Here is a 13,760-nt window from a genome sequence, read left to right as displayed (position 1 = left end):
GCCAACACGTTCCAATACTGATTAACGCCTATTCCCAATCCCCGACGAGAAACTGCTAGAATCCAACCGATTCCAAAAATCACTTTAAGCAAACTTTGCTTACCAGCTTTTCGCACATAATTTCGTTTCGAAAGATGGGCGAACAAATCGATTTTTTATGACTGTTTAGAATTTAAAGGAAAAACTAGTCTATTTTTCTTCATCATGTGAATTTCCAAGTTCAGAGTTGAGACCCGGCTCCGAATTGTCAGGCTTTTTTAACCGGTATTTTTCACCAAGCTGCATACCAACTTGTTCGCCGATTTGTTTGATGATTGCTAAACCAGCTTCATCATTTTTTTCTTTCAAATCAACGTAAGCATTGTCTATCCGCTGCTTAAACTCGTCGAAAGTATCTTTATCTAATTTCGAAACGAATTCGTCCAAATGTTCACATAGAGTTTCTACGAGCTGTTTTCTGTCTATGAATGAACTTGTAATGATCGTACCTATTAAGCGACGAACAATAGTTTTTTTATCATGACTCCAGTTTAGTTTTTCGAGAATTTGCGGACAATTCTCCCAAAGTTTAACGATCCCACCTGCAGTTGTCGTTTTTTCTTTCAGACCTTCAAGAAAGTTCATACCTACAGTCGCCTTATCCCCACTCGTAAGTTCACCATACAAATCATTGAAATTAACGGTCGAATGATTGTCAACTACACAAATATCAACACAATGAGAAACGACAGCATTTGTTAAATGAGCAAAACTATTGCCAATTTTATTCTTTGAACGCCGTTTAGAAGTACATGAAAAAATATCTATTACATCTTGTTGGTTCGAGAGATATTTCGCCCACTCCTCCTGTTGAGTATCTTTGAACTGCATATCCAGCCAATCCAGAAATTCCTTCCAGCCTTTTTCTTTGGACAACAAAATATCTTTGACAAGATCAGGAGAAATGTCTTGCAAACCGAGGCTTTGAAATATTGAAGAATCTAAATTTTGTCCGACAACTGCCAAAAACCGTTCTATAACATTCTCAGGCAATTTTTCTTTGAGTTTCGCATAATTTAATATAAACATCCGAGTGTCTGGCGGGGTAATTTCATCGCGTGAGGCAACGGCAGTTATTACTTTAACGTTAAAGATCTCTTTATCGGTGCCATCTATCAACTCTTTCAATAAAGTTGTGTTTAACAACTGGCTGTTAACAAATTTGCCCAATTTTTGGATAATTTCAGGCAAAAATTCTTTATCGTTTTTAACTTCTTTTATCCATTGTTTTTCATTTATCAATCCGCCATACTGTGTGCCAACCGTACTGATTTGATTAACCGACAAATCAGGATGAACTTTGATATATATATCTAAGGCAGCAGCAACATAATCAGGATGAACATTGTCTTTTTGATAATTGGTGTATGCCACTAAAAGAGGAAGACCACTGTTTACCATCCTAATAAATTCCTGAGGTAAACTTTCGTTTTTTATAAACCTGTTTTCCAATATAAATGCAATGATATTTATATGATTTATAACCTCATCTGCCTTTTTTCCGGTAATAAACTTGCTCGCAGAATGTATGATTGTAATTAGCTCTTCATCCGTAAAATAAGGAATCAATTGGTGGAGAGCTTTCGACATATCTTCACTCTCAAAGCCTAGCATTTCAACAAATCTACGACATATCGCTTCATTCGGGTCAAAGCCTAAATCAGCTAAACTAAGATTAGTCTTCTCCCACGAAACAGCCACACCAATATCAAGCTCAGGAAGCCCATCTAACCATCTAAAATTTTTGATGAGATCATCAGCTTTACTGTTATTCTCCGGCGTCTCAAACTTCTTTTGTAATTTATTATTCAATTCTCCAATGAGTTTCCCAAATGATTTCCCCAATTTCATTACTTTAAGTGACCATAGAATATCATGGGCTCCGCTATTTGAATGTAGGTAACCAGCGATGCTATTTTTTAGCCAAATATTTATTTGTTCAACAACATATTCAATATTTTTGTTTTCAACTAAGGAAACCGTCGATAAAATCTTCTTAGCGGGCTCTAGGTTCCCCCAATCAAGATTGCTCAGTGATGCAAGATTATTTATCAAATAAGGGCTACAAATGTTTCTCAGTTTATCGGAAATTTCTTTCAGCTTTAGGTTTTCAACAGCATTTCCATATTCTTCGAACTTCTTTAATTTTATCCAGTCATTTACTTCTTCTTCAAAGAACTTACGTAACATTTCAGGAATGCCAGGTGATTTCAAAAGCTCTTCAAGTTTATCGGATTTCGGTTTTGTAAAAAGATTTTTTAGATCTTTGTATAACAACACTTGGAATGCTAACTCGGGATCAACATTATAAGCCAATGCTGCTAAATTTCTGAATAGATCCTTTGAATCTGCTAAGGCTATATATTGAGGTTTAATAGTACCTGGTTTTTGCAGAAGAAGTGGATCTTTATATAATTTTTCCGCATTTGCAACGAATACAGCCACATCAAGTATCGGGATTTTTTCCCACTGGTCTCTCAACATCATTACTTCATTTATGAAATGAATAATTTGTCTTGGTGTTGGTGGAAAAGTTTGCTCGGCAATAGATAATAAAAATATTTCGTGCAAATGATCGGCAACATGGTCATATTGGGCTCCACCCGCCTCTCGAAATTTTTCTTTGAAAAATTTCGCTTCATCAGATATCACCGGCGGTGATACATGAAAGACACAATCAAAAGATTTTCTTATAAGATCGTCATTGGGTAACGTACTCTGTTTTTCTTCAAATGTATTATTTCTCGAAAATGCTGATAAAACATGATCTTTATCATATGGTACTACAGCCACTATGTTCTGTATTTGTGTTCCTTGCTTGGAATTGTCATTTAAAACAGTCCGTATTTCCGACCATGCATCAATTAAACGGGATTTTGTTAAACGATCTATGTTATCAAAAACAATAACTATTCTTCTATTTTCTTTTTGATATATATCCAATAAATTTTGGAATGTTTCATAAAACTCGGCTTGTGAAGGGTCTTGTTCTCTTATAGTCTTTTCTTCATGAGTCGTTTCCGCATCTCGTGAGAAGATTGTTATTGCTTCAGAAATTGTAGTAATCCAGCTTTTATTGTTCTCATTAAAACGTTTGTAGAGGACTCGACAAACAAATATTACCCCAATTACCACAATACTGGTCATACATAATATTGGAATGACATGATTAGCTTTATCCGTTAAGGCCTCTGGTCCCAGCCACTGATAAATGAGCGGCAAAAACAATGCAAAAATGATAAAAATTATGCCAAATGGATCGAAAATTTTATGATTTGTCGTTCGGGTATTGATAGTTTTTCCCCGAATTGTATCATAAATCTTATTAATCTTGCTTTCTTCACTGGTAGAGAGACCATTCGATGGTTCTTTAATCCAGTTTAACAATGCCTCCAAGAAAGAACGCTTAAAATTGGATGTTTGATTGGACCAGAGGTCGAAAGTGAAAACTCGGTATTTTTTTTCATTTTTGTCGCTATCAAGTTCCTGTCGAGCTAATTCAATAATCGTTGACTTTCCTGCCCCCCATTTCCCCTCCAATCCGATCGCACAAGTGTCGTCGCCAAATCCCCTTATTGTCTTAGCTAAAGCCGAAGCTGTTCTCTTGTGCCCATGTCCAGAAAAAGAATCTTCCGAAACAGGAATATCGCGCAATATTTTTCGAGACATAATTTAACTCAAATAAAAAGTGAAAATATAAACAATGCGAATTCTTTCTGAAAAAAGAATTCTAGCCACTGAAGTGGCGTCGTCAATTGTTAATTTCAACATATCCGTTTTAAATAGGAACTAGGAAACGGAATATTTTTCAGTTTTAATTGAAATTTTTTCATATTTTCCACAAAACAGTGCCGTCAAAATCTAAGCTGATTGACAACCTTGTAACTTAACAAGCAAAATTAAATGCTCATAATCACATAATAAGAAATTTAATCAATCTCAACAAAGAGCAAGCGAATTCCAGCTCGAGATGACTCTATCTATAATTACAAAATGGAGAAGTTATTGATGGTGGGCCCGGAGGGACTCGAACCCCCAACCAAGCGGTTATGAGCCGCCGGCTCTAACCAATTGAGCTACAGGCCCCACGGAAGCCCCGCAATAACCTAAAAATTTTGTCAACACAAGTGCCCCCGTGCCAACTTATTCACCTTTTTGAAAATTTTAGCACTTCAAGCTTTTATCTCGCCCGCAAAACTCTATTTAAATGATAACAAATGATTGAAAACGAGGCTTGGACGACAATGACAAAATTTTATTTTCATTATACAAAAACTGCGGCAATGCTTGCCGGCCTTTTATGTGTTGCCTTGCCGTTCACGCTTCATGCGGAATCTATAAATATGAACAAAACAGAACCTGTGATTGTCGTTCAGGCAACAGGAGACGAGCAGACAAAACCTGATATTGCGATTATCAATCTTGCAGTCGAGACTGAAGGCGAAACTGCAGATTCTGCGATGAATGCCAATAATGGAACGATGAACAAGGTTCTTGATGCTTTCAAGAAAGATGGTATCGAAAATGCGGATCTGATGACTTCGGGACTTGCAATTTACCGTGTCGAGGAAAATGAAAAAACCAAAAAAGCAAATACGCCTCTTTATCGTGTTTCCAATAGTTTGAGCGTGCGTGTGCGCGATATAAACAAGGCCGGAAAGATTTTTGATGAAGCGATGAAGTTGGGCGTCAATTCTGTAAACGGTATTACGTTCACAAATGCCGATACTAAGCCTTACCTTATAAATGCAAGGAAAAAAGCCGTGGCTGAGGCCATAGCCAAGGCCAAAACTTTGGCTGAAAGCGCAAACGTAAAACTTGGAAACGTCGTTACTATTGCTGAAGACAACGGAGGCAATATGATGATGCCGCGTCTTATGGCGGCTGGTGCCACAGCATATCGGAATGAAACAAATTTTTCTTCCGGCGAACTTGATTACAAGGTCAATGTGACAATGACATTTGCTATCGAACAATAATGACAACCGCTTCTGACGCTGTTCTTTATTGTTCATATTTCGGAATAGCATTTATCGGGAAAACGGCCATAGAGTTAGTCAGTGGCTTGGTCTCGTCGGTCAATATGGTAGGGCATTTACAAGCGAGAGCCGTTGCGAATACCAACCTTACCGGACAAGAACACGCGTCACTTATGAGGCGCACCATAAAGAAGCGTGGCATTCAATCCGAGACCAACCTTCAAGGATTTTTCTTTCCTTAAAAATTCTGAGAGTTTTCGGACAAAGGGGGGTATTTTCATAAGGGGTCAATTGGGTATATACAGGAACTGTCGGGCTTTCTGCTCGAAAATTCCGAAAAGCTCTTAAGTCTTCAACAAATCTTCATTTCAGCCGCCGATCGTCTTTGTGATTTTCGGAGGAATTTTCTTTTTCCAGATCTAAAGCGTTTCTTCAAAAGACATATTCCGACAAGCAGAAGGAAGAATAAGCGCTTGCGAAGTCTTAACCGTCAGCCGTTAATCGAGCCGATGATATAATCAAGATAATCTTCATCCGAAATAAGATCATCTTCATGGGCGAGAATTTTATCGCGGGCGGAAATATGGGCTTCGTGCACACTTTCCCGATTATGTGAAACAAGGTGATGCCATGACGGCAGGTCTTTCCCTTCATCAACCAGCTTATAGGCACAAGTTTCCGGCAACCAGCGCACCGAGCGCACCATTTCAATGTCAAGATAAAGGCAATCGGGAACAATGGACTTACGATTTTGATAATCACTACATTGGCAGGTTTTCGCGTCAAGCAACCGACAGCCAACAGCGGTTACAAAGATTTCTCCAGTGTCTTCATCTTCCAACTTTTGCAAACAGCAAAGCCCGCAACCATCGCAAAGACTTTCCCATTCTTCGGGAGTCATTTGTTCCAATGTTTTTGTTTTAAAAAAAGGAGCTTTATCCACGTCACAATCTTTCAGCTGGTTTTTCCGGACGTTGATAGCATGATAAACCGGAACCGGTTAGATGGATTGCTAAACCGAGGTAAGATCCATGCCAGTTTATGAAACACAAAGCGGATATATTATTTAAAAATTCGCTCGCCCTGCTCGTCGATAATCTGGCGGCCTTTGATATGGATCATGGCAACGGCATCATCAAGGTTGGTAAAACGGTCGGCACGGATAAACCGGTATTCCCTTTTTTCGCCATTAACGGTTTTCGAAATAACGCCGCAACTTTGTAACTGGCCTTCATTTTTGTAAGGTGTCGCCGAAATGATAAAGCCTTTATATTCGGTCTGGCCGCCGTCAATTTCTGCGTTTTCACTCGAAGTGCGTGGAGATTTACCAAAAAGCTTTTGCAAAAATGACATGGATTTATCCCGAACATTAGAATGAAAAGGCACAGAACCATTCGGGCTCTGTGCCTTTTTAACAATAATCAAGAATCAAGAAAACTTCTCAACTTGCGCGAACGACTCGGATGTTTGAGCTTGCGCAATGCTTTCGCTTCGATCTGGCGGATACGTTCGCGAGTAACCGAAAACTGTTGGCCGACCTCTTCCAAAGTATGATCTGTATTCATGCCGATACCGAAACGCATACGTAAAACGCGTTCTTCACGAGGGGTGAGCGAGGCAAGAACACGGGTGGTCGTATCGCGCAAATTCGCCTGAATGGCGGCGTCGATCGGCAATAGCGCATTCTTGTCTTCGATAAAATCGCCCAAATGTGAGTCTTCCTCATCACCAACAGGTGTTTCAAGAGAAATCGGTTCTTTGGCAATTTTCAGAACCTTGCGCACTTTTTCAAGCGGCATTGCAAGTTTTTCCGACAATTCTTCCGGTGTCGGCTCACGCCCGATTTCATGCAGCATCTGACGAGAGGTGCGAACAATTTTGTTGATCGTCTCGATCATATGAACCGGAATACGGATAGTGCGTGCCTGATCGGCAATCGAACGGGTAATAGCCTGACGGATCCACCATGTTGCATATGTGGAAAACTTGTAACCACGACGATATTCGAATTTGTCGACCGCTTTCATCAAGCCGATATTGCCTTCCTGAATAAGATCAAGGAATTGCAAACCGCGATTGGTGTATTTTTTGGCAATCGAGATAACCAGACGCAAATTGGCTTCGACCATTTCCTTCTTGGCAATGGCAGCTTCCCGTTCACCCTTCTGGACCTGATTGACAATGCGGCGGAATTCACCAATGGAAATAGCCGTTTCCTGTGCCAACATCTGTATTTCGCTGCGCAAATCCTGAATGGATTTTGCCTCACGTGTAGCAAATTCCTTCCAGCCGTGGGCAGGCAATGTGGAAATGTAATTGATCCAGTCGGAGTCCATTTCACGGCCCTGATACTGTTTCAGGAATTCCTCGTGACCGACGCCATAGGAATCGGCAAGACGTTTCAACTTGCCTTCGCTTTTTACCAGACGTTTATTAATGTCATAGAGTTGTTCGACCAGCGCCTCGATACGGTTCTGGTTGAGCGACAATGATTTAACAGCCTTGACCAGATCATCCTTGAGCTGCTTATATTTTTTCTTTTGCGCCGGAGTGAGTGCACCTTCATCATGGTCAGCCAGACTGCTTTCAACATGCTGATCCTGCAATTTACGCAATTTTGCGTAAGTATCCGCGATGAAGTCCAATGTCTCCATAACTTGCGGACGAAGTTCGTTTTCCATTGCGGCGAGCGAAAGATTGTTTTCGTCATCATCCTCGTCGTCTTCTTCCGGTTCGACCGTCTCGCCACCAACATCGGTAATGTCGTCATCATCGTGGACAACACGGCGCGGCGCTTCTTCCTTCGGCTTCAAATCCTCGATATGCTCGATGACAGGTGCCTGTTTTGCTTCCGGGCCGGCATAGGTGGTTTCAAGATCGATAATCTCGCGCAAAAGAATTCGCTGTTCGTTGAGCTCTTCACGCCAGATAATCAAAGCCTGGAATGTAAGCGGGCTTTCACACAAGCCGGCAATCATCGTCTCGCGACCGGCCTCGATACGTTTGGCAATAGCAATTTCGCCTTCACGCGACAACAGCTCGACAGCGCCCATTTCACGCAAATACATGCGCACCGGATCATCTGTCCGGTCATTCTGGTCGCGTTTTGATGTCGTTGCCAGAGCACGACCACCGGCTTCTACCAGCTCACCGCCTTCAGAGGTTTCTTCTTCTTCCGATGCATTTTCGGCTTCGGCTTCTTCGTCATCCTCGACAACATTGATGCCCATGTCCGACAACATGGCCATTGTGTCTTCAATCTGTTCGGAAGTCACCTCTTCTGACGGAAGAACAGCATTCAATTCATCCATTGTGACAAAGCCGCGCTTCTTCGCAGCCTTGATCATTTTCTTTACGACATCATCGGACAGATCCAAAAGAGGACCATCGCCGCTACCTTCGCGCTCGGTCTCTGCATTTTCTGTCTGTTTTACCTTTGTTGCCATTCCGTGTTAACTCCGCTCGGTCACATCGCACACTTGAAAAATTGTGTCTTGCAACTTTCTACTCATTCTTAACCCACAGCCATTTTCCGGCTACTCTTCAAGCCGCCATTTCTGGCTGAATTCGCCCGCAATATCTGCGTCCCGTTACCAATCCTTAAAGCTTCTTAGAGCAGCCGATTTTTAAAAAAGATTAATGTAGGAGAATTTCTTTTTAAGATAATGTCAAATCCTGCCTGAGTTTTCTTCAACACCAATCGTCCCTAAATGTTCCATAGCTCTTGTGCGACCGCCGTTTCACATTTAAGAAACACGTTACCCGCTTTTAGAATCGCACTGTCTTCCTTAACCTGATTTTTCGCTCGTTATAGCATATCTGGGCTTTCGTGGCTGATTCGCGACAAAAAAGCGAATCATTTATTGTTTTTCCGACTCATCCGGTTCTGATTCGTCTTCTTTCCATCGTCCGAAACCATCTATCAAAGCCTCCACGGCCTCGGTCTTTTCGAGCTCTGCTTTTACGTCACCCAACAAGGTGAACATACTGCTATCCGATTTTTCCAAAAGCTCGGCTTCAATGTCACGCAACCTCTTATGTAGGTTATGCGCACGCAGATGCAAGTACACAGCCTGCTTTAAAGCTTCTCTTGCATCTTCAATCGGCGCTTCGGCAAAAGCACAGCGGAACCCAAGATTTTTTAAAAGATCATGAATCCGGTTGAGGATTTGCTCCTGCCCCTTTTGTTTCAAAAGCTTCATCATGGCATTGGCATCATCGGGTTGCCATTCCCCCATTATTTCAAGCATAGCACGATGAAGGCCGATCAGTGCAGGATTTTGTAACTCGAGCTTTGCCAAAGTTTCAAAATCCTCATACCAGAGCTCGGGATGGGAGGCCAAGGTCATCAATATTGCAGCTTCACGCAAGGGAATAAAACTTGTCGAATTTTTGACCAGATTGGAATTGGCAAGGCTGGCACTCGGACCACCGCCAATTATGTTCGTACTCCGCTTACCACGATAATTCTTGCCATTATTCTTGAAAAAAGCCGGACGAAACAGATTGCGCAGCCGATCGCGTAGATCCTGTAAATAATAATGCCGTAAACTTTCATCCTTGATTGTAAAAATGACCGACTTGATTTCGCGCTCGAGAGCGGCGCGTGCTTCCGGCGTTTCGAATTGCTGGCCGAAAGTGTATTTACGCCATAAAAGTTCGGCAAGCGGAATGGATTTCGACAGTTCGACTTTCAAACTATCCGCCCCACCGTTTTTGACAATATCATCAGGATCTTTGCCACCGGGCAATAGAATAAAACGCGCAGAAACGCCGGCTTTCAAAACCGGCAAAATGCGCTCGGCTGCCCGAAAAGCTGCATGAACACCCGCGTCGTCACCATCAAAACAGAAGACCGGATCAGGTGTCATGCGCCATAAAAGTGCAATCTGGTCTTCGGTCAAAGCTGTGCCAAGCGGGGCGACAGCAGTGTCGACACCGGCTTTGGCCATGGCAATCACATCCATATAACCTTCAACAACATAGATAGGTTTTGAACTTTCTTGCGCTTTCGCCTGTGCGGCTTTTCTGGCAGTGGCTGCATTATAAAGCATTTTGCCTTTATGGAAGAGCACTGTTTCCGGACTGTTTAAATATTTTGCCCGTACATTCTTGTCCATTGCGCGCCCGCCAAAGGCAACAATGCGCCCACGTAAATCGGCAATCGGAAACATGATGCGGTTTCTGAACCGGTCATAAGGTGCCGTGCCATCATCGGCTGCAACAACCAGCCCGCAATCTTCCATCTGTTTTAATGAAATATCCTTGGCAATCAGTGCGTCCTTCAAGGCGTCACGTGCATCCGGCGAAAAACCGATATGGAAGCGGTCAATCATTGCTTTCGGCATTTGCCGCCCCTCAAGGTAGCTTCGCGCCAAAGCCCCTTCTTGCGCATACAATTTGCTTTTAAAAAAACTCGCTGCAAGGCTCATGACATCATAAAGGTCTTTTTTGATCTTTTCCTGTCTCTCGGCATCCTTGTCACGAGCCGGCATCCGGACACCCGCCTGATTTGCCAAACGCTCGACCGCTTCGGGAAACTGGATACCGTCAATCTCGGTCACAAAAGTGAATATATCTCCGCTTGCCCCACAGCCGAAGCAATGGTAACGGCCTTTCCGGTCTTCGCAATGGAAACTCGGCGTTTTTTCGCCATGGAAGGGGCAGCACCCCCAGAAATCACCACGAGAAACATTACTTTTTTTCGGGTCGAAATTCACCCTCTGGCCAACCACTGTTGAAATTGGCAGGCGTGCACGAATTTCGTCAAGAAAATCGGGTGAAAAACGCATTACTTCTTGTCGTCTCCGGTTCCAGTCCTATTAACTTAAACATTGTTGCAGTTGAATCCAACACCCCGACTGAAAAGACGGTTAAGCATTTGTTTTAAAATGTGATCAAACGGCAGGAACGGAAATTGCCCGAATTTTTAGGAAATATCCGCTTCATTATATCGTTTAAGTCTGGTCACTCCAGAAATATGACAGCCTCGTCTTTCCACTTCAAAAGAGAAATAAAATCAGCCTAACCTTTCCAAAACCACCTCGAATTGGTTTTTCAAATTCCCTTCGCTGATATTTCCATTTGTCACTGCACTTTTGCCGACAAGGGCTTCAAGACAAGAAGAAACTTTCAAGATACTTGAAGAAGAAAACGCGCGCCCTAACCTTTTTCATTAAAATTCATTCCGATTGAAGGAGATATCTATGCATGACGCAAGTGTAGGTTGGATTGCCGCGATCATCATTGGCGGATTGGCTGGCTGGGCAGCAAAAACATTTATGAAAAGCAACACCGGCCTTATTGTGAATATCATTCTTGGTATTGTGGGCGCATCGCTCGCAAGTTTTATATTCAGTCTTTTCGGCGTTACTTTCGCCGGTGGTTTCGGATATCTGATTTCCGGCTTTATCGGTGCCTGCATTCTGATCTGGCTTGGCCGGTTGATACGCTCGTAAAATTTTATTTTGTTTAAAACCCGATCAAAGACTGGCTGATTATTCTCTGTCGGTCGTCCGGGATTTTTAGGAGAAAAATGAAAAAAGGCACCTTCGAAAAAGGTGCCTTTATGGAAGTGCTTTTGCAAGTCATTTTCAAATGGCTTTATTTAAAGAGTTTGAAAACTCCGGCTGATTTTTTAACCGGCTTGAAAGTGCTGGAATTATTTCAGCTTTTCGCGAATAGTGCTGCCAACTTTTGCAAAGTCCATCTGGCCGTTATAGCGTTCTTTGAGCCATGCCATAACTTTGCCCATATCACGCAAGCTTTCCGCACCGGTTGCTTCAAGCCCCTCGGCAATTGCTTTTTGAACCTCGTTTTCATCAAGCTGACGCGGCAAAAACTCACGGATAACAGCAATTTCATCGCTTTCGGCTTTTGCAAGCTCCGGCCGTCCACCTTCATTATAAAGCTTTACCGACTCCTCGCGCTGTTTGATCATTTTAGCGAGAATGGATTGCAATTCGGTGTCGTCAACGGCGGGTTTGCCTTCTCCCCGATTGGCAATATCGCGGTCTTTGACGGCTGCATTGATAAGACGAAGGGTTGAAAGCCGGGCTTTATCATGGTCCTTCATAGCAGTTTTCAACGCATTATTAATGTCATCACGCAACATAATTCTGTTCACTCCTGTGGAAATTTGTCTTGGTCTACAAAATCGCCGTCACTCATGCAATGGAGTGCGTTAAAAATAATGGAAAAAGCCTTGAAAAAGACTTCCATTGCTCTTTACCTTACCGATCAAAGCTCCTATATCACAAACCTTAGCCGAAGATTGGAAAACTCGAACGCCCAGCAGATGCCATTTGCTTGCGGCTTTTTAGTGCGAACAATAAACGCGCCGTTTTAAACCAACGTTTAATTGAGAGTGAGCGATGACTAATACAGCAAAAACGACTTTACCTTGGGGCACCACGAAACCCACTGCGCTTTTGGTATTAGCAGACGGAACCGTCATTGAAGGTAAAGGTTTGGGTAGAACAGGTTCCATTGAAGCTGAAGTCTGCTTCAATACTGCTATGACCGGATATGAGGAAATCCTCACCGATCCTTCCTATACCGACCAGATTGTAACATTTACTTTTCCGCATATTGGAAATGTCGGCGTCAATGCCGAAGATATCGAAGACCTTACACCGGCTCAACGCAGCGGTGCTGTGGGGGCAATTTTTAAAGCCGATATTACCCACCCTTCGAATTATCGTGCGGCCGAAGGTCTGGACAAATGGCTTTCCCAGCGCGGCATCATTGGCCTTTGCGGCATTGATACACGTGCCTTGACCTCGCTTATTCGCGAAAAAGGTCTTGCCAATGCAGTGATTGCCCATGACAAGAACGGCGTTTTTGATGTCGAGGCTTTGAAAGAACGCGCTCGCAAGTGGAGCGGCTTGGTCGGGCTTGACCTTGCAAAGGATGTAACCGAAGGCCAATCATCCGAATGGGATGAAACGCCATGGGTATGGAATGAAGGCTATGGTCATGAAAAGACAAAAGACATTCACATTGTTGCCGTCGATTATGGCGTAAAGCGCAATATTTTGCGCCTGCTTGCCGGACTTGAAGCACGTGTCACCGTCGTTCCTGCAAAAACCACGGCGGAAGAAATTTTAGCTTTAAATCCTGATGGTATTTTCTTGTCAAACGGCCCCGGTGATCCGGCTGCAACGGCCGAATATGCTGTTCCGATGATTAAAAAACTCGTCGAGACAGGTATTCCGATGTTCGGCATTTGCCTTGGACATCAATTGCTTGCTTTGGCAATGGGTGCAAAAACTGTCAAAATGCATCAGGGCCATCATGGCGCAAACCATCCGGTACAGGATAAAGAAACCGGTAAGGTGGAAATTGTCTCCATGAACCACGGCTTTGCAGTTGACGCAAAAACCCTTCCTGAAGGGGTAGAAGAAACGCAAATCTCGCTGTTTGACGGTTCAAACTGTGGTATCAGGCTTGTCGGCAAGCCGGTCTTTTCGGTGCAACAGCACCCCGAGGCTTCGCCGGGGCCACAAGATAGCCATTATCTCTTCCAGCAATTTGCAAAGATGATCCGCGAACATAAAAAAGCGGCGTAATTGACCGCTTCCGGATTGGCTTTCCGACAGATTTAAAATAATCGAGAACCCGCTGAAAAGCGGGTTTTTTCGTATTCAATAATGTTTTCAATAATATCGATTTGCTGGCTTTATCTGAAAAGTAGGAAAAACAGTGTTTTTACTGCCCTCTCTTCCTCATTCAACTTGTCCC

At 43.0% G+C, this 13,760-nt stretch carries 10 protein-coding genes and 1 tRNA gene; 4 read left to right on the top strand and 7 right to left on the bottom strand.

Annotated elements, in window-relative coordinates; translation table 11 throughout:
* Positions 1-189 precede the first annotated feature (189 nt).
* Together H3V14_RS04655 and H3V14_RS04650 are read right to left on the bottom strand one after the other, a co-directional pair.
* Entirely contained in the window at positions 190-3,708 is a 3,519-nt protein-coding gene (locus H3V14_RS04655; RefSeq protein WP_198226952.1) for a P-loop NTPase fold protein, read from the bottom strand.
* A 340-nt stretch (positions 3,709-4,048) separates the two neighbouring features.
* A tRNA-Ile gene (locus H3V14_RS04650) sits at positions 4,049-4,125 on the bottom strand.
* A 158-nt stretch (positions 4,126-4,283) separates the two neighbouring features.
* Between H3V14_RS04650 and H3V14_RS04645 the strand changes: the two genes are divergently transcribed.
* Both H3V14_RS04645 and H3V14_RS10770 read left to right on the top strand, forming a co-directional pair.
* Positions 4,284-5,018 (top strand): SIMPL domain-containing protein, encoded by a 735-nt coding sequence (locus H3V14_RS04645; RefSeq protein WP_198226951.1) that lies wholly within the window; start codon positions 4,284-4,286, stop codon positions 5,016-5,018.
* Positions 5,018-5,260 carry a hypothetical protein gene (locus H3V14_RS10770; protein ID WP_198237171.1) on the top strand — a complete coding sequence of 81 codons (243 nt, stop codon included), beginning with the start codon at positions 5,018-5,020 and terminating at the stop codon, positions 5,258-5,260. Before H3V14_RS04645 ends, H3V14_RS10770 begins: the two co-directional genes overlap by 1 nt.
* 248 nt (positions 5,261-5,508) lie before the next feature.
* Here H3V14_RS10770 and H3V14_RS04640 read toward each other — a convergent pair whose 3' ends face one another.
* The 4 genes from H3V14_RS04640 to dnaG all read right to left on the bottom strand — a co-directional run bounded on the left by H3V14_RS04640 (position 5,509) and on the right by dnaG (position 10,810).
* Positions 5,509-5,961 (bottom strand): YcgN family cysteine cluster protein, encoded by a 453-nt coding sequence (locus H3V14_RS04640; RefSeq protein ID WP_369522667.1) that lies wholly within the window; start codon positions 5,959-5,961, stop codon positions 5,509-5,511.
* A gap of 119 nt (positions 5,962-6,080) precedes the next feature.
* Positions 6,081-6,371, bottom strand: coding sequence for an HlyU family transcriptional regulator (locus H3V14_RS04635; RefSeq protein WP_198226949.1), 291 nt, complete (start codon positions 6,369-6,371; stop codon positions 6,081-6,083).
* A 68-nt stretch (positions 6,372-6,439) separates the two neighbouring features.
* Positions 6,440-8,464 carry an RNA polymerase sigma factor RpoD gene (rpoD, locus tag H3V14_RS04630; protein WP_075868825.1) on the bottom strand — a complete coding sequence of 675 codons (2,025 nt, stop codon included), beginning with the start codon at positions 8,462-8,464 and terminating at the stop codon, positions 6,440-6,442.
* 414 nt (positions 8,465-8,878) lie between these two features.
* A complete protein-coding gene (gene dnaG / locus H3V14_RS04625; protein WP_075868827.1) occupies positions 8,879-10,810 on the bottom strand; it encodes a DNA primase in 1,932 nt (643 codons plus the stop codon).
* A 414-nt stretch (positions 10,811-11,224) separates the two neighbouring features.
* Between dnaG and H3V14_RS04620 the strand changes: the two genes are divergently transcribed.
* Positions 11,225-11,476, top strand: coding sequence for a GlsB/YeaQ/YmgE family stress response membrane protein (locus tag H3V14_RS04620; protein WP_075868829.1), 252 nt, complete (start codon positions 11,225-11,227; stop codon positions 11,474-11,476).
* 203 nt (positions 11,477-11,679) lie between these two features.
* Here the strand turns inward: H3V14_RS04620 and H3V14_RS04615 are convergent, their stop codons facing one another.
* Entirely contained in the window at positions 11,680-12,132 is a 453-nt protein-coding gene (locus H3V14_RS04615) for a GatB/YqeY domain-containing protein (protein ID WP_078039747.1), read from the bottom strand.
* 259 nt (positions 12,133-12,391) lie between these two features.
* Between H3V14_RS04615 and carA the strand changes: the two genes are divergently transcribed.
* A complete protein-coding gene (gene carA, locus H3V14_RS04610; protein WP_198212214.1) occupies positions 12,392-13,588 on the top strand; it encodes a glutamine-hydrolyzing carbamoyl-phosphate synthase small subunit in 1,197 nt (398 codons plus the stop codon).
* Positions 13,589-13,760: the final 172 nt, after the last annotated feature.

Source organism: Bartonella sp. W8151, assembly GCF_016100385.1.
GTDB classification, from domain to species: domain Bacteria; phylum Pseudomonadota; class Alphaproteobacteria; order Rhizobiales; family Rhizobiaceae; genus Bartonella; species Bartonella apis.
Note: the sequence above shows the minus strand (reverse complement) of the source record. Positions and strands in the feature narration are given on the sequence as shown.

Excerpts from the sequence above, each read along its gene's own strand:
- H3V14_RS10770 (WP_198237171.1), top strand. The coding sequence starts at position 5,018 with ATGACAACCGCTTCTGACGCTGTTCTTTATTGTTCATATTTCGGAATA.
- H3V14_RS04615 (WP_078039747.1), bottom strand. The coding sequence starts at position 12,132 with ATGTTGCGTGATGACATTAATAATGCGTTGAAAACTGCTATGAAGGAC.
- H3V14_RS04645 (WP_198226951.1), top strand. The coding sequence starts at position 4,284 with ATGACAAAATTTTATTTTCATTATACAAAAACTGCGGCAATGCTTGCC.
- H3V14_RS04635 (WP_198226949.1), bottom strand. The coding sequence starts at position 6,371 with ATGTCATTTTTGCAAAAGCTTTTTGGTAAATCTCCACGCACTTCGAGT.
- H3V14_RS04655 (WP_198226952.1), bottom strand. The coding sequence starts at position 3,708 with ATGTCTCGAAAAATATTGCGCGATATTCCTGTTTCGGAAGATTCTTTT.
- rpoD (WP_075868825.1), bottom strand. The coding sequence starts at position 8,464 with ATGGCAACAAAGGTAAAACAGACAGAAAATGCAGAGACCGAGCGCGAA.
- carA (WP_198212214.1), top strand. The coding sequence starts at position 12,392 with ATGACTAATACAGCAAAAACGACTTTACCTTGGGGCACCACGAAACCC.
- H3V14_RS04620 (WP_075868829.1), top strand. The coding sequence starts at position 11,225 with ATGCATGACGCAAGTGTAGGTTGGATTGCCGCGATCATCATTGGCGGA.
- dnaG (WP_075868827.1), bottom strand. The coding sequence starts at position 10,810 with ATGCGTTTTTCACCCGATTTTCTTGACGAAATTCGTGCACGCCTGCCA.